23 protein-coding genes and 1 tRNA gene are annotated in these 23243 nt (G+C 64.2%); 10 read left to right on the top strand and 14 right to left on the bottom strand.

From position 1 onward, the window contains the following. Positions 1 to 497, top strand: a 497-nt coding sequence (locus CRM90_RS14140; protein ID WP_199189896.1) for a cbb3-type cytochrome c oxidase subunit I, incomplete at its 5' end; no start/stop codon positions are given. A gap of 123 nt (positions 498 to 620) precedes the next feature. On the opposite strand, the gene CRM90_RS14135 is transcribed toward CRM90_RS14140, so the two are convergent. Next, entirely contained in the window at positions 621 to 1349 is a 729-nt protein-coding gene (locus CRM90_RS14135; RefSeq protein ID WP_102807563.1) for a TetR/AcrR family transcriptional regulator C-terminal domain-containing protein, read from the bottom strand. A gap of 161 nt (positions 1350 to 1510) precedes the next feature. On the opposite strand from CRM90_RS14135, the gene CRM90_RS14130 reads away from it, so the two are divergent. The 6 genes from CRM90_RS14130 (at position 1511) to mgtA (ending at position 6551) form a co-directional block, all read left to right on the top strand. Next, positions 1511 to 1963, top strand: a complete 453-nt coding sequence (locus CRM90_RS14130; protein WP_233209314.1) for a hypothetical protein — start codon at positions 1511 to 1513, stop codon at positions 1961 to 1963. A gap of 65 nt (positions 1964 to 2028) precedes the next feature. Further along, a complete protein-coding gene (locus tag CRM90_RS14125; RefSeq protein WP_102807562.1) occupies positions 2029 to 2202 on the top strand; it encodes a CsbD family protein in 174 nt (57 codons plus the stop codon). Between the two features lie 50 nt (positions 2203 to 2252). Then, a complete protein-coding gene (locus tag CRM90_RS14120; RefSeq protein WP_102807561.1) occupies positions 2253 to 2432 on the top strand; it encodes a DUF6131 family protein in 180 nt (59 codons plus the stop codon). A 138-nt stretch (positions 2433 to 2570) separates the two neighbouring features. After that, positions 2571 to 3005, top strand: a complete 435-nt coding sequence (locus CRM90_RS14115; protein ID WP_199189895.1) for a hypothetical protein — start codon at positions 2571 to 2573, stop codon at positions 3003 to 3005. A 209-nt stretch (positions 3006 to 3214) separates the two neighbouring features. Further along, a complete protein-coding gene (locus CRM90_RS14110; protein ID WP_102807560.1) occupies positions 3215 to 3631 on the top strand; it encodes a hypothetical protein in 417 nt (138 codons plus the stop codon). Positions 3632 to 3908: 277 nt separating this feature from the next. Then, a complete protein-coding gene (mgtA, locus tag CRM90_RS14105) occupies positions 3909 to 6551 on the top strand; it encodes a magnesium-translocating P-type ATPase (RefSeq protein WP_502693274.1) in 2643 nt (880 codons plus the stop codon). A 68-nt stretch (positions 6552 to 6619) separates the two neighbouring features. On the opposite strand, the gene CRM90_RS14100 is transcribed toward mgtA, so the two are convergent. Together CRM90_RS14100 and CRM90_RS14095 are read right to left on the bottom strand one after the other, a co-directional pair. Beyond that, positions 6620 to 7141: a DUF5994 family protein gene (locus tag CRM90_RS14100; protein ID WP_102807558.1), complete on the bottom strand. Its 522-nt coding sequence runs from the start codon at positions 7139 to 7141 to the stop codon at positions 6620 to 6622. 165 nt (positions 7142 to 7306) lie between these two features. Further along, a complete protein-coding gene (locus CRM90_RS14095; RefSeq protein ID WP_102807557.1) occupies positions 7307 to 7564 on the bottom strand; it encodes a DUF3297 family protein in 258 nt (85 codons plus the stop codon). 114 nt (positions 7565 to 7678) lie between these two features. Between CRM90_RS14095 and CRM90_RS14090 the strand changes: the two genes are divergently transcribed. Continuing rightward, positions 7679 to 8491 carry an ABC transporter permease gene (locus CRM90_RS14090; protein ID WP_102807556.1) on the top strand — a complete coding sequence of 271 codons (813 nt, stop codon included), beginning with the start codon at positions 7679 to 7681 and terminating at the stop codon, positions 8489 to 8491. Positions 8492 to 8564: 73 nt separating this feature from the next. Here CRM90_RS14090 and CRM90_RS14085 read toward each other — a convergent pair whose 3' ends face one another. After that, positions 8565 to 9830 (bottom strand): COG4705 family protein, encoded by a 1266-nt coding sequence (locus CRM90_RS14085; RefSeq protein WP_502693270.1) that lies wholly within the window; start codon positions 9828 to 9830, stop codon positions 8565 to 8567. 398 nt (positions 9831 to 10228) lie between these two features. On the opposite strand from CRM90_RS14085, the gene CRM90_RS14080 reads away from it, so the two are divergent. After that, positions 10229 to 11653, top strand: coding sequence for a sensor histidine kinase (locus CRM90_RS14080; RefSeq protein ID WP_502693269.1), 1425 nt, complete (start codon positions 10229 to 10231; stop codon positions 11651 to 11653). Here the strand turns inward: CRM90_RS14080 and CRM90_RS14075 are convergent. The 6 genes from CRM90_RS14075 to CRM90_RS14050 form a co-directional block, all read right to left on the bottom strand. Further along, on the bottom strand, positions 11614 to 12303 hold the full coding sequence (locus CRM90_RS14075) for a response regulator transcription factor (protein WP_102807553.1): 690 nt from the start codon (positions 12301 to 12303) through the stop codon (positions 11614 to 11616). The two genes, CRM90_RS14080 and CRM90_RS14075, sit on opposite strands and share 40 nt — an antisense overlap. A 262-nt stretch (positions 12304 to 12565) precedes the next feature. Next, positions 12566 to 13204 carry a porin MspA gene (gene mspA / locus CRM90_RS14070; protein ID WP_102807552.1) on the bottom strand — a complete coding sequence of 213 codons (639 nt, stop codon included), beginning with the start codon at positions 13202 to 13204 and terminating at the stop codon, positions 12566 to 12568. Between the two features lie 202 nt (positions 13205 to 13406). Continuing rightward, positions 13407 to 16049 (bottom strand): FtsX-like permease family protein, encoded by a 2643-nt coding sequence (locus CRM90_RS14065; protein ID WP_102807551.1) that lies wholly within the window; start codon positions 16047 to 16049, stop codon positions 13407 to 13409. Further along, the gene (locus tag CRM90_RS14060) at positions 16046 to 16717 is read right to left on the bottom strand and encodes an ABC transporter ATP-binding protein (protein WP_102807550.1); all 672 of its coding nucleotides are present in this window, start codon (positions 16715 to 16717) and stop codon (positions 16046 to 16048) included. The genes CRM90_RS14065 and CRM90_RS14060 overlap by 4 nt, the downstream gene beginning before the upstream one ends. Continuing rightward, entirely contained in the window at positions 16714 to 17385 is a 672-nt protein-coding gene (locus CRM90_RS14055) for an ABC transporter ATP-binding protein (protein ID WP_102807588.1), read from the bottom strand. Before CRM90_RS14055 ends, CRM90_RS14060 begins: the two co-directional genes overlap by 4 nt. Further along, positions 17382 to 17852: a hypothetical protein gene (locus CRM90_RS14050; RefSeq protein ID WP_199189894.1), complete on the bottom strand. Its 471-nt coding sequence runs from the start codon at positions 17850 to 17852 to the stop codon at positions 17382 to 17384. The genes CRM90_RS14055 and CRM90_RS14050 overlap by 4 nt, the downstream gene beginning before the upstream one ends. A gap of 518 nt (positions 17853 to 18370) precedes the next feature. Between CRM90_RS14050 and CRM90_RS14045 the strand changes: the two genes are divergently transcribed. After that, positions 18371 to 19291 (top strand): undecaprenyl-diphosphate phosphatase, encoded by a 921-nt coding sequence (locus tag CRM90_RS14045; RefSeq protein WP_102807549.1) that lies wholly within the window; start codon positions 18371 to 18373, stop codon positions 19289 to 19291. A gap of 121 nt (positions 19292 to 19412) precedes the next feature. Here the strand turns inward: CRM90_RS14045 and CRM90_RS30240 are convergent, their stop codons facing one another. From CRM90_RS30240 to CRM90_RS14030, 4 genes are all read right to left on the bottom strand, one after another. Beyond that, positions 19413 to 19637, bottom strand: a complete 225-nt coding sequence (locus CRM90_RS30240) for a hypothetical protein (protein WP_142391371.1) — start codon at positions 19635 to 19637, stop codon at positions 19413 to 19415. A 510-nt stretch (positions 19638 to 20147) separates the two neighbouring features. Then, positions 20148 to 21419 carry an ATP-binding protein gene (locus CRM90_RS14040; protein WP_102807548.1) on the bottom strand — a complete coding sequence of 424 codons (1272 nt, stop codon included), beginning with the start codon at positions 21417 to 21419 and terminating at the stop codon, positions 20148 to 20150. 323 nt (positions 21420 to 21742) lie between these two features. Then, positions 21743 to 21815: transfer RNA gene (locus tag CRM90_RS14035), tRNA-Ala, on the bottom strand. A 163-nt stretch (positions 21816 to 21978) separates the two neighbouring features. Further along, on the bottom strand, positions 21979 to 23241 hold the full coding sequence (locus CRM90_RS14030) for an MFS transporter (RefSeq protein WP_102807547.1): 1263 nt from the start codon (positions 23239 to 23241) through the stop codon (positions 21979 to 21981). Positions 23242 to 23243: the final 2 nt, after the last annotated feature.

Here is a 23243-nt window from a genome sequence, read left to right as displayed (position 1 = left end):
TCGTGTTCGCGACCTACGCCGGGATCTACTTCTGGTTCCCGAAGATGACCGGCCGCCTGCTCGACGAGCGGCTGGGCAAGGTGCATTTCTGGCTGACACTCATCGGCTTCCACACCACGTTCCTGGTGCAGCACTGGCTCGGCAACGCGGGCATGCCCCGCCGCTACGCCGACTACCTACCCACCGACGGATTCACCACACTCAACATCATCTCGACCGTCGGTGCCTTCATTCTCGGCGTGTCGGTGCTCCCGTTCGTGTGGAACATCTTCAAGAGCTGGCGCTACGGCGAGGTCGTCACGGTCGATGATCCGTGGGGTTACGGCAACTCGTTGGAGTGGGCCACCTCGTGCCCGCCGCCGCGGCACAACTTCACCGAGCTGCCCCGAATCCGTTCGGAGCGACCGGCATTCGAACTGCACTACCCGCACATGATCGAGCGGATGCGCGCGGAGTCTCACGTCGGTAGCGCGCACGGTCCGCAAGCGGGGACATGACCCGGGCCGACGAGAACGTCCGCACCTAAGCATTGACTACTGTCCCAGCCGCTGGGCAGACCGAGCCCTCGACGGGAGGCAGCCGATCGTGCGCCTGCATCGACTCCGGGGCATCGGGATCGTTTAACCGCCTGGAGTGAGATTCACAGCCAACCCGTGAAGAAGCAGATCGAGGAAGCGGTCCAGTTCGGCGGCGCCGTCGTAGGAGGCCAGGGCGGGTGCGACTGCGCGTACAAGGGGGAATTCGGTGATCGCGAGCCGATGCAGACCGAGACGCAGTACGTGGTCGGTCTCCTCGGGTCGCTCGATGACCTCCTGCAACTCGTTGAGGATATGGCCGTAGAGGAAGCCGAACAGCAGCCGGTAGATGTGGAGCGCCTCGTCGCCGGTGAACCCGGCGGAGGTGAGCAGTGCGAGGACGTCTTCGAGAGGGCGCAGCATGCCTGGTGGTCGCTGTCCAAGCGGAGTGGCCAACGGTCGAGTGACCAGCAGCGGCACCACATTCGGATGGGTCAGGGCCAATTGCCGGAAGGAGTGCGCGACGGTGCGCAGTTGACCTGCCCAGTCGGGGTCTGCGGTGTCCACCGATAGCTGCGCGAGCACGATCTCGGCGACGCCGTCGAGCACCGCGGCTTTGTTGGGTACGTGCCGGTAGATCATCACCGGATCGCGGCCCAGTGCCTCGCTGAGGCGGCGCATGGACAATCGATCCACGCCGTCACGGTCGACGATCGCCTGCGCCGTTTGCAGGATCATCGACCGGGTGAGCTGATCGTTGTCTCGAGCGGCCGCCGGCGCGACCTGTTCGCCATCGCCAGCGCCTGCAGTTGGCTCGCCCGGCGGTCTCGTCATTGCCGTTGCACTTCCTTCCGCTTCCCGCATCGTCGTGGGGTCCTAAGGGGCATGTCCACGCTACAGGTCAACGACGTAAGTCAACACTGTGTTCACAGTGTTGACTTCAACGAACATGCAGCGTGTACTGGAGGTCTAACACCCGGATCAGAGGCCTCAACATGATCGTCATCATTGGATTGGTCGTTCTGCTCATCGCAGTGTTCGTGGGGTTCACCGGCGTACTGGCCAACGCGGGGGCTGCACATCCGTTGACCGAGAACTTCTCTGTGCTCGGCTATCACGTGACCGGCTCGACCGGGACGTTGTTTCTCTTCGGCATCGTCGTCGGCTTGGTAGCGATGCTGGGACTTTCAGTGTTACTCGCCGGCGCGCGACGCACTGCCGGCCGCGGCCGCGACGCCCGAAATCAACTCGCCAGGTCACAGCGCGAAACAGCGGTTCTCAACCACGAACGCGACGAAAGGGTTGAACGGCAGCCCATCGCTACGACCACCGGCCCAGAGACGAACCCCCAACCGGCACCGACCCGCCGCGCCAGGACTCGCCTGCTCAGTCGATTCTCGCGCGACACAAGATCAACCGAAACCCCACACGTCGCCGAACGCCGTTAACCGCTCACCCGAGCCGAATTCTGTTGCACACAATGGTTTTTGACCTACGAAAGAGAGACTCCGCAATGAGCATCGGTAAAAAGCTCGCACACAAGGCCCAGGCCGCCAAAGGTGCCACGAAGAAATATCTCGGCCGCGCCACCGGTAGCACCCGGCTGCGCACCGAGGGACGCGTCGATCAGTTCAAGGGCAACACCAAACAGGCAGGAGACAAAATCGTCGACGCCTTCAAACCATGACACAACAGCGCCTACGCCACAAACCGCCGCATCGAAATCAGGTAAACGTCATGATCGTCCTCGGAATCATCCTCATCGTGCTGGGGTTGCTGCTGCCCAGCCTCCTACCCACCTTCGCCTTCGCGCACATAGTTCTGGTCATCGGAGTCATCCTCCTGGTGGTCGGTTTGCTGCTCATGCTCATGGGGCGGATGGGACATGCGGTCGGCGGCCGACGTCACTACTACTGATCGGACCACTGAATCACCGGGGCGCAGAATCGCGCGACGACGAATTGCCAGATGCCCCAGCTCAGTTCAGAACGCCGAGACAGCTCCATCGCAATCGATGCCAACTAACGAACCACTCAACAAATTCAAGGAACCGCCATGACAACAAGCACCATCCTTCTGATCGTCGTCATCGTGGTCGCGGCACTTGTGCTCGTCGCCGCAATCGCGGTGGTGGCACGCAACAAACGCATCCAAAGCCGTCGAGCCGAAGCCGCAGACATCCGCGACAAAGCCACCGAGGACGCGCACATGGTCCGGCAACGCGAGGCGCTCGCCGATGAGATCGCCGCCAGGGGCCGTGTCGCTCAGGCCGAGGCCGACGCCAAAGCAGCTCATGCCGAGGGCCTGGAGCATCAAGCGCACATACGTCGCAATGACGCCAGCACCGCCCGCGACAAAGTGAATGAGGATTTCGAGCGCGCCGACAAGATCGATCCGGACACCCACCGCGACGACACACCGCGGGAGGACGCCGAATCCCAAGGCAGCGTTCGTGATATCCCCGCGTCAAGCAACGCAGCCCATCGGTGACCAGACTGCGTAGCCTCGTCAACCTCCGCTAGCCCGCCATGGCCCCACGCACCAAAATGTAGGGGCGTCTGGCAATTCCGGGGCTCGGCGCCGGACATCTTGGGCTCAAGGCGCTCAGTGACTCACCGAGGTGTTCCCCCAGATCAGCCGTGACTAACCGAGCCGATTAAGACCCAGCGACGACAAATAGACCACGGAAAGGACCAACGATGTCAGAAAAATGGGACATATCCAGAATTGGTAAGCCGGAGCTTGAAGTCGGTGAAAGCCTTCAGGAAGCGATCATTCGGCTTCAGATCCTGCCTCTCCCCCCGTTTGCCTGGACGGATTGCTTCCTGCAAACGGTTCGCGGACATCAAGTCACGATCACCGGGACAGAGAACCACCCCGACAAAATTGAGGCCGTCGCGCGTCCCGCGGATGTCGAGGAAGTCCTTCGAAAGATCGACTCCGCGATTGACAATGCCAACAAGTACGTGGAGAAGGTCGTGCACGCCAGGCGCCTCACTGACACTGGCATCACGGAGGTCGCGGCCGATGACAGGAAGAAGCTTCAATCTGAGCTCAACCAGCTCGCGGAGCGACTCGCCAAGCCTGAATATGCAGGTGTCACAGGCTCCGAGTGAGCGCATCAATTCTGGCGGACGGCCCCTGGAGGCACCGGGCCGTGGCTGCTGTGGACTACGGCCTGCGTCGTCGATTCCGCGGACTTGGAGCCCGTTGCGCGATGGATAGTCAAGATTAATTCGGCGGGAATCGGTTTGCCTGCAGATGGCATCGCGGTGAACGCCGAATCTTCGTGGCGCGGGCTGAACGATGAGGCTACAGTTCGCTCGGCGAGGCCAACTCGTTAAGACGCCTCACCACGTTCGTCAGCCGATCCTCGGGAGAGCTGCCATGTCGATGACGCCGAAGGCGCCCGTCACGGCACTGCCGGCGATGCTGACCGCCACACAGGTCGCGGCAGCTCCGGTCGATGAGGTCCTCGGCTGGCTGAATAGTTCCGCGCAGGGATTGTCCAGTGCGCAGGCCTCTGAGCGACTGCAGCGTTTCGGCCCCAATGCCGTTCGGACCCATCATGTCAACGCGCTCGCGGTGCTCGGCCGTCAGTTGCGCAGCGCGGTTCTGATCTTGTTGGCGGCCACCGCCGTTGTCTCGTATTTTCTCGGGGACAGCGTGCAGGCGATCATCATCGGCGTGATCTTGGCCGCCAGTGTCGGGCTGGGCTTTGTCAACGAATACCGCGCCGAGCGGGCCGCAGCGGCTCTGCACTCGGGTGTGCACCACACCGCGGTCGTTCGCCGCGACGGCATGTTCGCGGCGCTCGATGTCACCCAACTGGTGCCCGGCGATGTGATTCGGCTGTCGCTGGGCGAGGCCGTGCCTGCAGACCTGCGCATGATCGAGGCGACCGGTCTGGAATGCAATGAGAGCATCCTGACTGGGGAGTCAACAGGCTCGGAGAAGTCGCCCCACCCGGTGGCTGCCGATGCCGAGCTGGCCGAATCCACCGATCTGGCATTCATGGGCACGATCGTCAGCGCCGGCGAGGGAGTTGGGGTGGTGTATGCCACCGGGCGAAACGCCGAATTCGGCCGTATCGCGGCCGGTCTGGGTGAGCGGCAGCCCGAGACCGACTTTCAGGTCGGTCTGCGCCGGTTCTCCTATCTGCTGTTGCAAGTGGCGATCGCGTTGACGGTGCTGATCTTGGTCAGCAACCTGTTGCTGCGTAAACCGGTGATCGATTCAGTGCTCTTCTCACTCGCCATCGCTGTGGGGATCACTCCGCAACTTCTGCCGGCGGTCGTCAGCGCCAGCCTGGCGACAGGGTCACGCCAACTGGCCAAAGCCAGGGTGTTGGTCAAACGCTTGGTGTGTATCGAAGACCTCGGCGACATCGACATCCTGATCACCGACAAGACCGGTACGTTGACCGAAGGCCGGATCAGCCTGGTCGACGCAGTCGACCACGCCGGCACGCACAGCGACTCAGTCCTGCGTCTTGGGCTGCTCGCCACTGATGTCGACCCGACCTCGGGTGGGGTCAGCGCAAATGCGTTGGACGCCGCACTCTGGGAATCGCCCGAGGCCAAGGATCTGGTGGGCGCCGGAGTACGACGTGTTGGGAGCGTGCCCTTCGACCACATCCGCCGAGCCACCTCGGTATTGGTCGATGACAACGGCAAACAGATCGTGGTCCTCAAGGGTGCACCTGAGCAAGTGCTGGCCCGATGCCGGATGACCCCGCAGAACACACAGGGCACGCAGGAAACGCTTGACTCGTTGTTCGCCGCCGGCCGCCGGGTGGTCGCGGTGGCCGCCAAACCAGCGGCCGAACTGACCACGATCACAACTGACGACGAGTGCGATTTGACGTTGGCCGGGTTCGTCGTCTTCGCCGACGAACCCAAAGCCGCTGCGCGCCAGTCCCTGAACCAACTGGCCGCCCTGGGCATCGAGCTCAAGATCGCCACCGGCGACAACCCCCGGGTGGCCGAAAAAGTCTGCGCCGACTTGGGTTTGGCGTCCAAGGGCACCATCACCGGTGCGCAACTGGAGGCACTCGGCGCCGACGACTTCAGCGATGCCGCGCAGAATCACACGATCTTCGCCCGCATCTCCCCGGAGCAGAAGGCGCAGCTGATCACCTCCGCGCGGCGCACTGGTCGATCGGTCGGCTTCCTCGGGGACGGTGTCAACGATGCCTTGGCACTGCACGCCGCCGATGTTGGAATCTCGGTCGAAAGCGCCACCGACGTCGCCAAAGACGCCGCCGATGTGGTGCTGTTGGAGAAGGACCTCAGTGTGCTGGCAACGGGGGTGGCCGAGGGCCGGCGGATCTTCGCCAACACCATCAAATACGTGCTCATGGGCACCTCGAGCAACTTCGGAAACATGTTCAGCGCCGCCGCCGCGTCGGCCCTTCTGCCGTTCCTGCCGATGCTGCCCAGCCAGATCCTGTTGAACAATCTGCTCTACGACAGCTCACAGCTCGCCATTCCCACCGACCGCGTCGACGAGGACCAACTGCAGGCACCCTCACACTGGAACATCGGCTTCATCCGGCGATTCATGCTCACTTTCGGCCCGATCAGTTCGCTGTTCGATTTCCTGACCTTCGGCCTGATGTTGGGCGTGCTGCACGCAGGTGCCACCGAATTCCGCACCGGCTGGTTCGTGGAATCGCTTGCCACACAAACGTTGATCATCTTCGCGATCCGTACGCGCAGGGTGCCGTTCTTCCGCAGCCGGGCCAGTGTTCCTTTAACGCTCACCAGTGTCGCCGTGGTTGCAATTGGCATCCTGATCACGATTTCGCCGCTGGCGCGCCCCCTTGGCTTCGCCGCGCTGCCGCTGCAGTTCTTCGCCGCCCTCGGCGGGTTCGTCGTCGTCTACCTGATCCTGGTGGAGTTGACGAAGAAGTGGTTTTACGCCGAACAGACCCGCCTGGCCGAAAAGCCGCAGCGCACCCGCGGCCGCGAACATCGCATCCATCGAAGGGCCGCACGATTCAGTCACTCAGGCGCCATCAGCGCAAGCCCCTGAACGGTCGCATTCCCCAACCCCGAAAACGGCTTGACCGAACGTGCACCACAACCATTGAGCGCTGGAAGCTATTGCAGCGCACCACCTTCTGAATCCCAACGCTCCTGCGCAGCGGCTCTTTGGGTGCGAGATTCCCTATCTCGCAGGCTGATCATGAGAAGGCCATCGACGGTCGAGTCGTCGTCCGGGGCCGCCGCGGCCATCATGGCGGCATGCGCGCGGTCCGGCTGGGTGTGGGGCGGGACCACCAGCAGCACGATCCTGCTGCCGCCGAGTCCGAGAACTTCGACAGTATTGGGCGGCTGGAGACGGTATCCGTCGAGGTGTACGGCGCCGTCGGCCGTCCCGAACTTGGCGGGTGCATTCGCCCAGTCGCTGAACTTGTACAGCACCCGGTCGACGCGACCCAGTCGCACCGAGAGGACCGCGAGCAAATCGGGAAGCTCCGCGGCCAGGTCATCACTGTGCGGCCACCATGCCCCGTCGACATATCCACTGTGTGGCGCTTTGGGTTTTAGGCGTAGGCGCGGGGTGTGTTCGGGCGGTGTCGGGTGTCGACCCGCATCGGTTCGGAACTGTCGCGGCGTCATGGTGTCACTCCTGACGCAGAATCCCAGATTTCTCGCGGACCGCGATTCTGGCTCTGCATCTCCAGTAAACGCCGTTCTCGGCCGGTTGGGCGATGTCCTGGCGACGTCGTCAGCGCGGGCGATCAGGAACGACGAGAGTCATGCGGGTTGATATCCCCGCATCCGCTATTCCGCTTGGCGGAAATACGGCTCGACCGTGCCGCTGACCTTGACGACCATCGGATTGCCGCGGCGGTCCTTGGCGGTCGGGACTTCCACGCGCACCCAACCCTCGTCGACGTTGTATTCGTGAACGTTGGTCTTTTCGGCGCCGTTGAAGCGAATGCCCACGTCGCGCAGGAGCACCTCTTCGTTGTAGAAGGGGCTGCGCGGATCAATGGAGAGGTGATTCGGCGGAACGTCTGGGTTCTGATCCTCGGACATTATGGCTTTCGCTAAATCCTGCGTGTTGGTTTGACGTCCTAGAAACTACGCGCCGCTGACCGGCGCGACCAAACCAGCAGCCTCAGCGATCTCGTCTGCCGGAGAATCGACCGTGTGCAGCTGTCGCAACCCATCGTTAGCCCGACACTCGTCGTCATATGCCTGGTGATGGTGCTTGCCGCCGGCGCCGTGTACTGGTCAACGGCGCTCGGCTCGCCGTGGACAGTCCCGCGCGCCGCGGTGCGGGCAGTCCTACAGTTAGCCGCCGTCGCCGCCATCCTGACCACCGCACTGACCAACCTGCGGACGTCGCTCGCGGTACTGGTGGTCATGTTCGTCGCAGCAACGATCACTGCAGCGCGCCGCAGCCAATCCAACCGTTCCTGGCTGCTGGGGGCGGCACTCGCCACCGGCATGATCTCGGTAGTGCCATTGTTGCTCGCGTCCGGTCTGGTGCCCATGACTGGAGTCGCCATCGTGCCCATCGTCGGGATCCTGTTGGGCAGCACGATGACCGCCGTCGCGGTCGCAGCGCGGCGCGCGCTCGACACCCTCGGCACCCGCGCTGGTGAGGTCGAGGCGTTACTCAGCCTAGGATTCAGCGACCGGCTCGCGCGCATGGAAATGATTGGGCCCACGGCTGCCGATGCACTCCTGCCGAATCTCGACCAAACCAGAACGGTGGGTTTGGTCACGCTCCCAGGCGCTTTCGTCGGCGTGCTACTCAGCACAGGGTCGGCAATGCAAGCCGGCGCAGTACAAATACTGATCCTGCTGTCCATCCTTTTATCGCAAACCTGTGCGGTCGCCGTGACACTGGAGCTGATCGCGAGGGGCAATATCGTCCGCGACCATGGCGCACCGGTGCCAGCGCGGAGAGGGTTCTCGCTGCGACGCCGGTCATCCACGGGCGATACACGATCCTGAGGGCGGATAGTTCGGTCCCGGACCGGAGGCGGTCGGTGCGCTTGCCGCACGTCTCAACTACGGGCAAACCGCGTCACTGCAATAACTTGGAAAGCGCTGTCAGGCTTTGCACCTCGGTCGTTGGGTCGGGATTGTTCTTCCGTACCGCATGTAATGCGCTGTCGATCTGACTGTCGAGGTGGTGCCAAGCGGTTTCGTCCATCGGCCGCAACGTAGATTCGTCGGCGTCCCAAGCGGTTTCGAGGTCGGTGATTTGATTCTTCGCTCCGATTTGGTCGCCGGCCGTGACCTTGGCAAGGGTGTCATCCACGATCGAGCGGAGGCGAGCGATCTCGGGGGCTGGGAAGTGGGCGCTTGCTGGGCCTGCGTTCCCTGGTAGAGCAGGCGCACTCGCCACCGGACTGTCTGGCTCTTCGTCGCTGTTGGCGGTCTCGTGAGGCCGCATACCGGCCCAAGCCAGAACTGCGACGGTCACCACCGCGGCAACCAGGTAATAGCCGAGTAGAACACGCTCGCGACGGGGGGTAGTGGTGACCAGCGGGGCGTGGCTGCGGTCGTAATCCTCTACTACGTCGGTGCGGCTGAAAGTGAGGTAGCCGACGGTCGCGAGGATCGCGGCCAGAAAGACGATGCTGGTCACGGCGGTACCGATTCCAAGGCCACCCTGCGACCAGGGCGAGGCCAACCAGTCGCCGAGATTGGCACCCAGTGGACGGGTGAGGATATAGGCGAGCCAGAACGACAACACCGCGTTTGCACCCATACGCCAGCCAATGGCGATCACGACGATCAGGCTGGCGGGTAGGAGCACCGACATTCCTGGACTCCAGCCGGTGATTTCCAGCGTCCAGTCGCCTGCCGCCGTCCCAAGGGCGAAGGTGACCAGAACCGCAAGCCAGTAGAACAGCTCTCTAGGCAGACTCACGATGCTGTGTATCGAAAGCGTCCGTTCTCGGGCGTACCAGATGGCGAACACGACACCCAAGGTCAGGGCAAAGGTGCTGGTGCTCAGCACAAGTGGGACACCGAACTGGTCAGTGAGAATATCGGTGTACAGGGTGCCGGTCACCGAGAGCATCACGACGGCGAGCCAATACACAAACGGGACGTAGCTGCGCAGACTCAGTTGCCAGGCCAAGACGACGGCGAGGACTGCGGTAAAGATGAGCGCGGTGACGATCAGCCCGACGCCGAGCGTCATGTTGATCCAGTCGGCGAAGCTTTCGCCGACCGTGGTGCAGAGGATCTTGATAACCCAGAACCACACGGTGACTTCGGGAACCTTACTGAGCAGGTTGCGTCCGGTCATCGAACTAGTGGTGTCGGCCGTTTCTGTCACGACACGAACCGTAGGTAGCGCTCGCTGAGCACACGCTGAGAGGCAGTAAATACAACACCGTTCAATCTGCTTCGTTGAGGCTCACCGTCGTTATCGTCAGTCGGCCGGTACGACCGCAGTGAGCGAGAGTCATGTCAACCAGTCAGATCACCCTGCTCGGCGCCTTTGCCGGGTTCACCATCCTTCTCGGTCTGCCGATCGGGCGGTCATCGAGTTGCTCGGCGTCACCCGCACTGCCGATCTGAAGATGGTCACCACCCGGGGTGTGTTCCTCGGGTGCTCGAGGCGCCCTGAGGCCCAGCGCGGAGTCGCTTGTGATGCGTGATGAGTATCAGCTGGGAGCAGGCCAGGTAGTTTGTCGCGCCGCTGATTGCCCGAGACTGCTGCACAGTAGAGGAGTGAACGAGGCAACCTTGTCAAGGTCCGGACTATCGCGGCTGGGGTCTCGTCTGCGACTGCCGCACTGGAGCATTGCGGCCCGATCTGCCTTTATCGCAGGAACCGTCGTCTTTGTCGCGTACACCTTGACCGGCGCGGCGTTGACCGGCGTCTTTTATCGCTCGCTGATCGCCGGGGTCGATGCAGCCGCCGCGGCGAGGGTCCGAGACGTCTCTGCCGGCTTGATCGAGGACACGCCCGCTGATCTTGACGACCCACTGTTGGCGACCGACCAACGCATCGATGCGGTGCAGGTCATCAGTCGCGACGGCCTCGTTCTGCGTCGCTCTGACAGCGTCTCCGACACCCCGTTGATCCCTCTGCAACAGGTGAGCGCCACCCTGCGGACGGGGATGACCCCGACGTCCTCCCCCGACGGCGACATGCGGATAAGCGCCCAATCGATCACTACCCCCAAGGGCTCCTTCGTCGTCCTGGTCGGCGGTGGTGATGACGCGGCCGAAACCACCGTACGTACCGCAGTCATACTGCTGTTGCTGGCCGCGCCGGTGGTCGTCGCCGTCGCCGCTGGGGCGACGTATCGCTTGGTGCGACGATCTCTGAGTTCTGTGGACGCCATGCGCGCCCGGGTGGCAGCGATCAGCACCTCGGAATTGGCCGAGCGCGTGCCGGTTCCACCTGGCCGCGACGAGATCTCGGCACTTGCCCTGACGATGAACGACATGCTCGATCGCATCGAAGCGGGCCACCTGGCGCAGCGCCAGTTTGTGGGAGATGCCTCCCACGAGTTGCGCAGTCCTTTGACGGCGATCATCTCCGCACTCGACGTGGCGGTGGCTCATCCAGAATTTCTCGACATCGAATTAGCCAGGGACACTTTAGTTCCCGAGGCACAACGGATGCGCACACTGGTCGAGGATCTGCTGCTTCTGGCACGCGCTGATGAACGTGGCCTCGCATTTGACCGCGACCAGACCCGCCTCGACGAGATCGCCGCCGGCGAGGTTGTTCGGCTGAGGCGAAGCAGCACGCATACGGTGCATGTCGCCACCACTCCGGTCGAGGTATGGGGCGACGGTCCCGCGCTGTCGCGAGTAGTGCGCAATCTGCTCGACAACGCTGCCCGCCATGCTGTTTCAGCGATCGACGTGACAGTTGCCACCCGCAGCGGCCAAGCAATCCTGACCGTGGCCGACGACGGTCCGGGAATCCCGGCTGCTGATCGTCAGCGGGTGTTCAACAGATTCGTCCGCCTGGACACTTCCCGGTCGCGGGGCGGCGGCGGGAGCGGGTTAGGCCTGTCTATCGTCGCCGAGATCGTCGCCGCCCATCACGGCGATATCACCATCGCCGACCGGCCAGGCGGGGGCACTGTCATCAACGTTCAGCTTCCCGTTGCAAATATCCCAGATTCCAGCCGGTAGCCCACGCCGCGAATCGTCTCAATAGTGTTGGCTCCGAACGGTATATCGATCTTTCGCCTCACATAGCGGACGTATACCTCGACAATGTTGTCCGGGCCTTCGTAGTGTGGATCCCACACATTGTGCAGGATGTCAGCCTTGGTGCAGACTGCGTCTTTGTTGCGCATCAGATAGGCCAACAAACTGAACTCTCTGGGGCTCAGATCAATCGATGTACCGTCTCGCGCCACCACATGTCGAACCGGGTCGAGAGTCAGATCGCCGGCCGTCATGACGACCGGTCGTTCTGGCGCACCGCGGCGAGCCAGGGCGTGCAGCCGAGCGACGAGAACCACGAATGAGAATGGTTTGACGAGGTAGTCGTCGGCACCCAGATCGAAGGCGTCGGCTTGGTCGTATTCGCCGTCCTTCGCGGTCAACATCAATATCGGCGTCCATATGCCGCGAGCGCGCAGCCGACGCAGCACTTCGTAGCCACTCAGCTCGGGCACCATGATGTCCAACACGACCACGTCGAACCGGTTCTCGGTCGCCTGCCACAGGCCCTCGGTGCCGGTTGCGGCATGGACGACCATGAATCCTTCTGCACCTAAACCCAGTTTGAGGCTGGACGCGACGTGGGGTTCATCTTCGACGAGCAGAATTTTCACCCTGACACCCCTCTACTGGGTCATGGCAACGGTAGTGCAAGTATGCCGAACGGCCGGCGCGCCGCCGCTAGGTTTAGAGCATCCGCGCATCGGGGTCAACGAGAGCGCAACGGATCTCCACGGCGGCACGCCGGCCTCCATCGGCGGACCTAACGGGGTGCAGTCGCGCGACGGCGATGCCGCGCCGAGTCATTTCCGACACTGCACACGATGCCAGGAGTGCGCTGAGAATTCGCTGAGCAGGGGTCGCGGCCGAATTGTGTCAATTCATGTTCCAGGGTTCGCCGTAGGTGGTGACGCTGTCGCCGGCCTTGGAGATCAGGCGAGCGAAGGGGCGCAGCAGCACGCCGCCGGCCGCACCGGTGACGGTGCCGTGGGCGTTGGCCACCGCGACCGAGCCGTTGGGGCCCGAGACGTCGACGGAGAACGTGGCGACTTCCTGGATGCCGGGGCCGTTGCCCAGGTCAGCGGAGATCGACACACCCGGGAACAGGTTCGGGGTGATCACCTGGTTGAGCGGGGCGAAATTCCTCGGCGAGATACTGACGTCGTCGAGCAGGATGTTGGGGGTGGTGTAGCTGAAGTTGATGCCCACACCCAGCGACCACGGGAAGCCCACCTGGTAACCCAGCTCCAAGGTGCCCGCGAACTCATCGGCACCCGGGCCGACCACGCTGTAGACAGCCTTGCCGGAGTGGAACCACTCCCGAGTCAGCCGGTTGCGGTCCAGCGGGAACACCCCGTTGAGGAAGGTGTCCCACTGCTGAATCGTCATCGTGCGGCCACCGCCGTCGACCAGACTCAGCTCATTGTCCAAACCTGCGTGCGACGTGCCCGTCCCGACGAACAACGCCGCGACAGCAGCGATCACCGCCACCAGCAACCGACCGATAAGCCTCATATTCCTCCGTCACCCTTGCCGTGACCGCACTGGCAGCCGTGGCCACCGTGTGTGGAAATCGTCAGAGCCACGCCTACCGATCGCGAGCGAGCGAGCGGGTGGGTAGCTCGATATCCGGGCGCTCACCGCTGAACCGTCCGGGGCGGCGAGCATCGCACCAACGCGCTGAGAGGACGCTGAAAGCGGGCGCACTACTCCTCGGTTAGAGGCCCCGCAACGCCGCAAGGGGCGCTCGGCCCGCAGATTTGATCGCGACGGTGGCGGTAGCTGCGATCGTCACCATGATCGCGGCGACGAGGGCACCGAGATACCACCACGGGATCGCGAGGGCTTCCGGTGGTGGATCGAACACCCCTTTGAGCAGAGCGACCAACATTGCAGCGACAGCCCACATCACGGCCGACCCACACGCCAGACCGACTACCGCCACGAGCACGGCATCCGCGACCACGAAGGCTCGGAGCCGCTGTGGCCCGGCGCCCAGGGCGGTTGCGATCGCAAAATTGCGCCGCCGTTCGCCGAGGCGCAGCACGAGTACCAATGCGGCAGCTGCTGCCGCCAGCAACAGGCCGAAGCCAAGCTCGATGCGGCTCAACCCGCCCAGGTCGACCGCGGTGAGGCTGGACCCGACGGTGCCGCGCACAGTCGCGATATCGGTCACGATGGCACTGGTTCCGACCAGCGCCCGCACCCGGGCGGCTACCGCACCGGTGTCGCGACCACCGGTATCGATCAGAAAGGCTCCCACGGCGTCGCTTCCGGTGTGTGCGGCGACGTAGCTGCTGTTGGCGACGAAGAAGCTGTCCTTGGGCGCTGTGGGGAATTCGGAGACCACGCCGATATAGCGAAACGGCACCATCACAGGCTGATGGCTTTGGGTGTCGGTGAGTCGCAGATTTATTGTGTCGCCGGGACGCAGTTGGTAGTCCTTGACAGTTTCGGCGCTGACCAGAATCGAATTAGGCTGTGCAGCAAGCTGACTGAGTAGCCGCTTGGCGGTACCGCCTTGAAAGTAGTTGTTCTGCAGGGCCGTAACACTACCGATCGTGTCGGGGTTGACTCCGAAGAGATCCTGAAGGTCGGCACCGATGTAGGCGAAACGGTGTTGGATCCGTTCGACCCCACGTACACCGGGAATTGCGCTCAGCGAGGACGCGGTCTGTGCCGGCACCGAGGATGCCGGGGGTTCGGTCACCGTCACGTCGGCGCCATTGGTCAGCAGTGCATCCACCTCGGCTTGAGTGCGGTAGGTCGCGTTGAAGACGGCGGTCGACCCCGCGAATGCCGTGGCGAGAGCCAGCAGCACCATCGCCGACGCCAGGGAACGCCGTCGCCGTGCGATGGTGTTCGTGATGACCGGCGCGAGCGGGCCGGCCAGTGGCCGCAACGCGGCGCCGACCAGTCGCTTGCCGCGGCCCATCAGTAGATCGGCGAGCCGCCAGGTCAGCAGCGCGGCGCCGACCCACAGCAGCGCGGGCGCGGCGAAGGCCCAGTACGACACCGAAATCGTGGGTGTCCCTTCGGGTGCCAGCACCAGCTGGTAGCCGGCGTGGCGCAGTGCTAAGAACACCGCCACGCACGTCGCCAGGGCAACGATGTCCAGGCCCCACCGTGCCCACGCCGGCAGACCGGCGGGCGCATGGGTGGTCGGGTCGGCCGGTGCGTGGCTTCGCCGTAGGTCGCGCCAGGCCGGCAACACCATGGCCAGACCGGCGATGAGCATGCCTGCCAACACCGCACCCACCGTCCACCACAAGGTGCCACCAGTGCCGAATACGCCATGTCCGACGGCGACCGCGGCGCCCAGTCCGACGACCGCCCCGCCCACTCCGACGACTGCGGCTTCGGCCGTGGCGACGCGCAGCAGTTGTCGCGTAGTCGCCCCGCGGGCACGCAGCAAGGCTTGCTCGCCCCGACGTCGGGTGACGCCGGCGGCCACCACCGTCGCAGTGAGCATTCCGGCGAGCACAACCGCGGGCGCTCCGAGGAATAGGAACAGGATTTGCGCGTAGGCAGCGTCACTGCGGGCTGCGGCCAGCGTCGCGCCGAGATTGTCGCCGACCACAGCACCCCCGGCGCTGCGAGCCTCCAGATTATGCGCTGCCCCCGCCACCTGACGGTAGGCGGCACCAGGATCTGATGGCAGGTCATGCTGAATGGAGGCATGGATCTGGGTGAACACCAGATCCGGTCGCGCGGCCGCCAGCGGATCGAATATTTCGTGCCACTGCGGCCTTCCAACAAGCACGACGTTGTCCGGCGGCGCTGGCGACTGCGTACCCGGCGGGGCACCGACGTTCTGGAACAGCTGATCGGCGGTCGGCAGGTCGATGACTCCGTTGACGACTACGGCGACGGGCTGCAGGCCTGCGCGTCCAATCTGCACCGTGTCACCCGGCTTGACGTGAAGGTTCGCAGCGGCCTGCTGGGCGACGAGGACTCCCCTGTCGGCTCCCGCCAGTGGCCGGATCACCCCGTGAAAAAGCGACGAGTAGTCCGATGGAACGCCGAGGACCAGGCCGGGCCCCGTAGCCTGCGCCGTGTCGGAGGTCTTCGCTGTCAAGCCCGTGCTATGGGCGTAATCGACAGTCACCGCGGCGCGGACGATGGGTGTCGAGCGCACCTCGTTGAGCACGGTAGCGCCGGTGCCGGCCTGAGGTTGTACCTGCACCTGCCAATCGACGACACTGCGGGCCGCGGCGCGATGGGTCATGGTGGCCTGCGCCGAGGCGACGAACGAGCCCAGGGTGGCCAGCAATGCGACCGCGACGGCCACTCCGATGGCGGTGAATGTCAGGCGACCGCCGCGTCGCCGCAACAGTCCGCAGGTCCACAGGCCGATCACGATGCATAGTCCAGTCGCCCATCGCGCATGGTCCAGCGACTGGTCAAACGCGCCGCCACTGCGTCGTCGTGGGTGGCGATGATGATTGCCGCACCAGTGCTGTCAGCTGCGGCCAGTAGCGCAGTGATCACGCGCTCGCCGGTGCGGCGGTCCAGACGCCCGGTCGGCTCGTCGGCAAGGATCAGTTGAGGCCGGCCCGCCAGCACCCGAGCTACCGCGACGCGCTGAGCTTGACCGCTGGAGAGGTCCTCCGGCAGACAGTCGGCCAGCTCGGCAATGTCGACTTCCGCGAGCGCCAGGTGCGCGCGCCGGTGCGCATCGGTAGCCGAGATTCCTTCGAACAGCATTGGTAGACAGACATTTTCGACTACATCAAGGTCATCGAGGAGGCTTGTTCCCTGAAACACGACGCCGACGCCGGCAGGCCTGCCGCACTGTCCAATGCTCAGCGCAGGCCAGCGCACGGTCCCGCTAGTCGGGATGTCGAGGCCCGCGATGAGGTGCAGAAGGGTCGACTTGCCCGACCCGGAACGACCGGTCAGCGCAATGCGCGCGGCCGGCGGAACGCGGCAGGTGACATCGCGCACTGCCGCCACACCGCTTGCGTAGAGCCGATTTACATCTGCGCAATGCACCACGTCGGTGTCGGTGCGGTCATCGATGGTCACCCGACCATCCGCCCATCGCGTAGGCGGATCACTCGGTCGGCGGCATCCGTGACCGCCACGCTGTGGCTGGCGACCACCACAGCGGCACCCCGGTCGGCTGCCTGGCGCAGCAAGTCCAGCACCACCGCCTCGGTGACGCTGTCGAGCTCGCCAGTCGGCTCATCGGCCAGCAGCACCGCGGGATCGTTGACCAGTGCCGCCCCGAGCCCGGCGCGCGCGAGTTCGCCACCGGAGAGCTGGGACGGGTATGCGCCCGCACGTGCGCCTATTCCCAATCCGGTCAGCAGTTCATCGACTCGGTGGGAGTTCGTATTCTTAGCCAGTGCGCCGATGAGTGTCAGATTCTGCGTAATGGTCAGGTGCTCAAAAAGATTCGTCGATTGAAACAGCAACCCGATGCTGCTTGCTCGAATCGCGCATCGGGCACGCTCGGGCCGATGACTGATTCGCACGCCGGCGATATGCACAGAACCACCGTCGGGGTCGTCGGTGCCTGCCAGACATGACAGCAGGGTAGATTTCCCCGAGCCCGACGGTCCGGTGACGGCGACCAATTCCCCGCCGGCGACCGATAGGGACACTCCGCGCAGTGCCTGTGTTTCCTCGTCCTCGCTGCGATAGAACCGGTACAACTCGTGGGCAGTCAGAGCCGCGCACGGGTTCATCATTGCCACGCAAAGGAATTGATGATGGTGTTCCACGGGTCGACGTTGTCCGCACCAACGGGCCCGGACAGGGTGATCACGGCAGTGTGACCGTTGCGCCAGAACTCATAGCGCTGCACTTCGTCGGTCGCGCTCTTTCCGGTCACCGGGTTCGGTGTCCCGGTGGCTTTATAACTGGCCAGGATCGCCGGACCGGGCTTAGCCTGCACGACGCTGACCACACCCGGCTGATAGCCGGGCGTGGCAGCAGCAAGTGCGGGAAGTACCTGTGTGGTCACCGATTCGACGGTGGGCGCGCTCGGTTGCGTCCCAGTTTCCAGACGCACCATATTGGTCTTGTCCGTGAATACCGTCGCATCGCCCTGTGCGCTGCGTGCCCAACCTTCCGGCACCGACACGGTGAAAGTTCCAGCCGGAACAGTGAAAGGGACATAGGCCTGGGTATCGGGAATGTCCCCGGCAGGGTTCACCTCCGATACTGCCGCACTGGGCCCGCGCGCAGGCGGCCCCGATGGCGCACCGGCACAACCACTTAGCAGCACGAAAGAGGCGAGTGCCGCGACCCCGGCGGCGTGTCTCCGGACGTGCGTGCTGACCATTTCATCTCCCATCGCAGCCGCTTTGCTCATTCGAGGCTGCCGCTTCGGCGCTGAGGCGACGCTGAGAGTCACCGACGCAGGGCGCTCCGGGCGTATCCGAGTCCAATTGCTCCCGCGCCCGCCCGCGTGACCGCCGAGCAGCACGGGCAACCATGCTCTAAATCGCTTGGCTGCCAGGGCAGCCCCAATACGTGACGCACAAGCAGCTCGGTCAACCACAAGTCACGGTGGTGCACCGGCCACCGCGTAGGCCGGTGATGGATCCTCCGAACCACCGCTGTTGAGAGATCGCTGAGAAGCGTTGGCTCCACGACCGTCAGCGGGGTAGCGTGCCGCCGTGCACTACCCACACGACCAGACCCGATGACCACGCGAAGGTACCCCTCGCCGTGAATTCGCACCTGAGTTACGTCGAAGCCCTGCTGGTCGGTGCGCTTCAGGGTGTCACCGAACTGTTCCCGGTCTCCAGCCTCGGCCACTCGGTGCTTCTGCCAGCACTCGTCGGCGGGCGGTGGGCGGCCGACCTCAACGTCTCGTCGCACGAATCGCCGTACCTGGCGTTCATCGTTGGTCTGCACGTGGCCACCGCGGCGGCGCTGCTGGTGTTCTTCTGGCGCGACTGGCTGCACATCGTTTCAGGTTTCGTCACGTCCGTGCGGTATCGCCGGATCGAAACCCCGGCCGAGCGGTTGGCATGGTTGATCGTGTTAGCGACGATCCCGGTGGGCCTGTCCGGGCTGGCGCTCGAGCACGTGTTTCGCACGACTCTGGGCAAACCCGTCCCCGCCGCGATCTTCTTGATCCTCAATGGGCTGATCCTGTACGGCGGAGAGCGGATGCGCCGCCGCACGCCCGTACTGGTGTCTGCCGAGCACGCCGAGCACCAGGAACTGACCGGGTCGACGGGCAACGCCGTTGACGACCGCCTGGCCGGGCTTTCCCTGGCTCAAGGTGTTCTCATCGGCTGTGCGCAAATCCTGGCACTCTTGCCCGGCATCAGCCGCTCGGGTGTCACGATGGTCGCAGGCATGTGGCGTGGGCTGTCACACGAGGAGGCTGCACGATTCTCCTTCCTACTGGCCACGCCGATCATCCTGGCCGCGGGTCTCCTGAAGATCCCGGATCTGTTCGGCCCGCTGGGCACCGGGATACATGGCCAGGTATTGGCCGGCAGCTTGGCATCCTTCGCCGCCGCCTATTTCTCGGTGCGGTTTCTGACCCGGTACTTCGAAACACGCACGCTCACACCATTTGCCATCTATTGCGTGCTGGCCGGCGGAGCCAGCCTCTTGTGGCTGTCGTGTCGATAGCTCACCGGCATCTAGCGTTTCCCGGACCGTCGAAATCGGCGGAAGGACACCTCATCCTCGGTGGCGATCAAGCTCCCAAACAACCCGTCGCTGGGCGCCTCACGAATTCCTGCGAGGCTGGCTAGGACGTGACGCCGCCGGGGTGGGCTCGCGCGATGAGGTCCTGGATGACCTCGAAAGTCTTGCTGTACCAGGGTTCGCTCGACGGATCTGTCACGAGCGCCACCACAATCACCGCGGAGATCAGGAGGGTGACCACCGCCACCCGGGTCGACCAGCGCTCCCAGAACTCTTTCCGGGGCGGCAGAATCTGACCATGTGGCGCGGACCTTGGGTTTGACGACACAGCTTAAACATAGCTAGCCCTGCTGTGACGACGCTGAAGACAGCAGGTTTCGCCCGCATCTACACGCGAGTGTGGTTGGCACGTTCACCCTCGTAGTCGCTCGCCGCCCGGCCTGAGCAGCCAGAAGGATGTCTCGGCGGCTACCGACACCATGAGTGCCACATTGCCCGACCGACGCCGGAGGGACGAGATAGTCGCGAGACAATCTGAGGTGCCGCCACACTGTCGCACGTCAAATGGCTGTGCCGCGCGCCCGCAAAATTAGAACGTCGTGCCTGGTGGAGCTAAGGGGATTCGAACCCCTGACCCCCACACTGCCAGGACCGGGCAGGCTCCAGGACCAGGCAGTCAATGGCCAATTCGGCCCGTAGATCACGTCGTTTGCAGTCGTCACTGTCGTCAGCGTTGTCGTCAGGGCGCGACTTCCACACAGGTCGGCAAAGAACCAACGGCCGTCTCGGCTTTGCGGTCGGCTGGTCTTGATCGAACACGCTTCGGAGTTTCGATCCGCTACGGGCCAAGTAGCGCCAGCGGAACCACTCCAATGCCGTCGGGACGACGGTAGGCGTTGGGCCCGGTATTGATGATTACCGCGTCGAGCAGGTCCTCGCCGAGGTGGTCGGCCAGCCAGCGCAAGTGCGCGATATCTCGACCGTCGACCGTGGCGGCCAGCTTCACCTCGACCGCGAGCACTTTGCCGTCGTCGCGCACCAAAACCAGATCTATTTCGTGGTCGCCGTTGCGTGTCCGGAGATGACCCACAGTGGCCTCGACGGCCTGGGCAGCAACCCGTACACACAGTGTGACCAGGGATTCGAAGAGATGTCCGAGCATGCCACCGGCCTGAGGCCCGATCGGCCTACCTTCACCGTTGAGGAGCGCATCCACGGACAAGCCGAGTAGACGCGCCGCTAACGCCGGATCGGCCAGGTGATGCTTCGGCGATTGAGCCAAGCGCGCCAACGGGTTTCCCGCGGGACCCCAAGCAGGCACCCGGTCCAGCAACCATAGCTGGGTGAGCACATCTCGGTACGAGATAGTCGTTGAACGTGCCGGCTTGTCACTGACTCCGCCGGTGGCTGCGTCAAGGATCGCAGAGTAGCTGGCAGTCGTGGATGTCGCTGCCGCGTAGGCGCGCAGCCACCCCAACATCGCGTCAGGCTTGCGAACCGCGAGCCCTTGCTCCGGCACATCTCGGTCAACGGCATTGCGCAGATATGAATCAAGCTGAAACTTCAGGGCCCTGGCACTGAGGTTCCGCATGCCCGGGAAACCCGAAGCGACGATCTCATGCGCGTAATCGACCAGCCGAACGTCCGTCACCCCGTCGAGCGGCAGCGCGCTGCCAGTGAGCAGTTCGGCGAGACTCACTGTAGGTGAGGCGATCCCCCGCTCCGACAGCGTCATCGGACGCATGCGCAACCGCCCAATCCGTCCCGCGCCGGAATGAGCCGTCGCCCCAGGACGGGGTGAAGCACTGCCGGCAAGTAAAAACTGACCGCCAGTCGGGTCGTCATCGACAGCACGCCGCACGACATCCCATACCTCTGGAACCTTCTGCCACTCGTCGATAAGCAGCGGTCGCGGTCGACGCAACAGCAGACTCGGGTCAGCGTGCACCGCTTCACGGTTGGGCTTTCCGTCGAGCCTCAGCAGGCCGAGGGCCCGTTGCTCGGCTGTCGTCGTCTTCCCCACAGCCTTCGCGCCGTCGATCGCGATGGCCGGTATCTGCCCGAAGAGCTCATCCAGTTCATCATCGATGATGCGTCTGGCGTAGCGCATGCGTCGATCATACATTTAGCACGGCTTGAATCAGTCAGATAGCAGACACTGAATCAGTCAGTTCGCATTACTATCAGTCAGCCGCGCACACGCGGGATGCTGGTCCCAGTTCGGCGATCTCAACCGCGACGTGGAAGTGGCGCCGACGGCACTGCGCCAGACAACCCGAACACCATCGTGTCCCAACACCTCGATGTGGGGGAACTCGAAATCAACCCACGTTCATCAACGAAGCCACCATTGTCGTCACATCTTGACTGGCCCGATCCGACCGAAAACCAGGAAACCCGCCCCGACCGAAGTCGGAGCGGGTTTTCCAAAAGTGGAGCTAAGGGGATTCGAACCCCTGACCCCCACACTGCCAGTGTGGTGCGCTACCAACTGCGCCATAGCCCCAGGTGTGCCCACCGAAGTTACACCACGGGCGCCCGCGCCTCAAAATCGCTGCTCAGAGCAGGCAGCGGCCGGCACCACGCGGCGAGACGGCGTCGAGATTGAACTCACGCAAACGCCTACTCGCGCTTTCCTGCCTCAGTGCAATCTCACTGAGGCCACCGCGCTACGGCAGCTCACCGGCGGCCTCCGGCCCCAGCGGCCGGGGTGGGGTGTGCTCCAACGGCGGCCGGTCCCGCGTCTCCGGCGCCAGCAGCCACCCGATCGACGCCAACACCAGGATGGCGCCGCTGACCGCGAATGCCCACTCGAACGACAGGTGCTGGGCGATCTCCCCCACACCAAGCGATCCGACGATCGACCCAAGATCCGACATCATCTGGAATGTCGCCACCGCCGTCCCACCGCGAGCCTTGCCGATGATGTCGGCCACCGCTGCCTGCTGCGGCGCGGTGAATACGCCGGTGCCCGCTCCGGCGATGAATGCGCCGATCAGAAATACCGGCAGCGACGTCGCAGCCCCGACCACCGCCGTCGTCAACCCGGACGCCGCCAGTCCGATGATCAGCAGCGGTCGCCGACCGGTCCGGTCCGACAATCGCCCCGACGGAATCACCGCCGCGACATTGCCGGCGGCGAAGGTGGCCAGTGCCGCGCCTGCGACACCCGGCCCGCGGTGCAGCGCCTCGGTGATGAACAGGGGCACCAGCGCCACCCGCAGCCCGAAGGCCGACCACCCGGTCGCGAAGTTCGACAGCAGCGCCGCCCGGTAGGCCCGGTGCCGCAGCGCCACCCGGAGAGTCACCGTCAGTTCGTCGGCGGGTGCCGGGGCGGCCAGATGCGAGTGCCGCAGGTTGATGAACACCACCGCCGCCGCGATCAAGAGTGCGGCTCCATAGATAAGGAACGGCGCCGCCAGGCCGAGACCCGCGGTCAGGCTGCCGAGCAGCGGGCCGGCTACCGAGCCGACCAGGAACGCCGATGAGAACATGCCCGCCACCCGGCCGCGGGCGTTGTGCGGGCTGATCCGAATCATCAGTCCCAGCGCGGAGACGAAGAACATCGTCGAGCCGATTCCGCCCATCGCCCGGAACACCAACAGCTGCCAGTAGGTGTGCGCGAACGCGCAGGCCCCGGTCGACAAGGCCACGATCAGCAGACCGCTGACATAGATCCGGCGCTCCCCCAGCTTCTGCACCAACATGCCCGACGCGGGGGCGAAGCACAGCCGCATCAACGCGAACGCGGTGATCACGAAGGTCGCGGCGCTGATGCTCACGCCGAAGTTGCGGGCGAACTGCGGCAGCACCGGCGCCACCACGCCATAACCAAGGGCGATCACCGCGTTGGCGGCGATCAGAACCCAGACCTCCCGAGGGAGCGTGGCCTCGGCTTCCGAGGAGCAGTCACCCTCCGCGACAGAACTCACGT

It is taken from the genome of Mycobacterium sp. ENV421 (genome assembly GCF_002887815.1).
In the GTDB taxonomy this organism is placed as follows: domain Bacteria; phylum Actinomycetota; class Actinomycetes; order Mycobacteriales; family Mycobacteriaceae; genus Mycobacterium.
The sequence above is the reverse complement of the archived record's forward strand: the minus strand, read 5'-3'. Positions and strand labels throughout refer to the sequence as shown.

Excerpts from the sequence above, each read along its gene's own strand:
- CRM90_RS14055 (WP_102807588.1), bottom strand. The coding sequence starts at position 17,385 with ATGATGAACCCGTGCGCGGCTCTGACTGCCCACGAGTTGTACCGGTTC.
- mgtA (WP_502693274.1), top strand. The coding sequence starts at position 3,909 with ATGACGCCGAAGGCGCCCGTCACGGCACTGCCGGCGATGCTGACCGCC.
- CRM90_RS14135 (WP_102807563.1), bottom strand. The coding sequence starts at position 1,349 with ATGACGAGACCGCCGGGCGAGCCAACTGCAGGCGCTGGCGATGGCGAA.
- CRM90_RS14115 (WP_199189895.1), top strand. The coding sequence starts at position 2,571 with ATGACAACAAGCACCATCCTTCTGATCGTCGTCATCGTGGTCGCGGCA.
- CRM90_RS14130 (WP_233209314.1), top strand. The coding sequence starts at position 1,511 with ATGATCGTCATCATTGGATTGGTCGTTCTGCTCATCGCAGTGTTCGTG.
- CRM90_RS14100 (WP_102807558.1), bottom strand. The coding sequence starts at position 7,141 with ATGACGCCGCGACAGTTCCGAACCGATGCGGGTCGACACCCGACACCG.
- CRM90_RS14120 (WP_102807561.1), top strand. The coding sequence starts at position 2,253 with ATGATCGTCCTCGGAATCATCCTCATCGTGCTGGGGTTGCTGCTGCCC.
- CRM90_RS14040 (WP_102807548.1), bottom strand. The coding sequence starts at position 21,419 with ATGCGCTACGCCAGACGCATCATCGATGATGAACTGGATGAGCTCTTC.
- mspA (WP_102807552.1), bottom strand. The coding sequence starts at position 13,204 with ATGAGGCTTATCGGTCGGTTGCTGGTGGCGGTGATCGCTGCTGTCGCG.
- CRM90_RS14095 (WP_102807557.1), bottom strand. The coding sequence starts at position 7,564 with ATGTCCGAGGATCAGAACCCAGACGTTCCGCCGAATCACCTCTCCATT.
- CRM90_RS14125 (WP_102807562.1), top strand. The coding sequence starts at position 2,029 with ATGAGCATCGGTAAAAAGCTCGCACACAAGGCCCAGGCCGCCAAAGGT.
- CRM90_RS14110 (WP_102807560.1), top strand. The coding sequence starts at position 3,215 with ATGTCAGAAAAATGGGACATATCCAGAATTGGTAAGCCGGAGCTTGAA.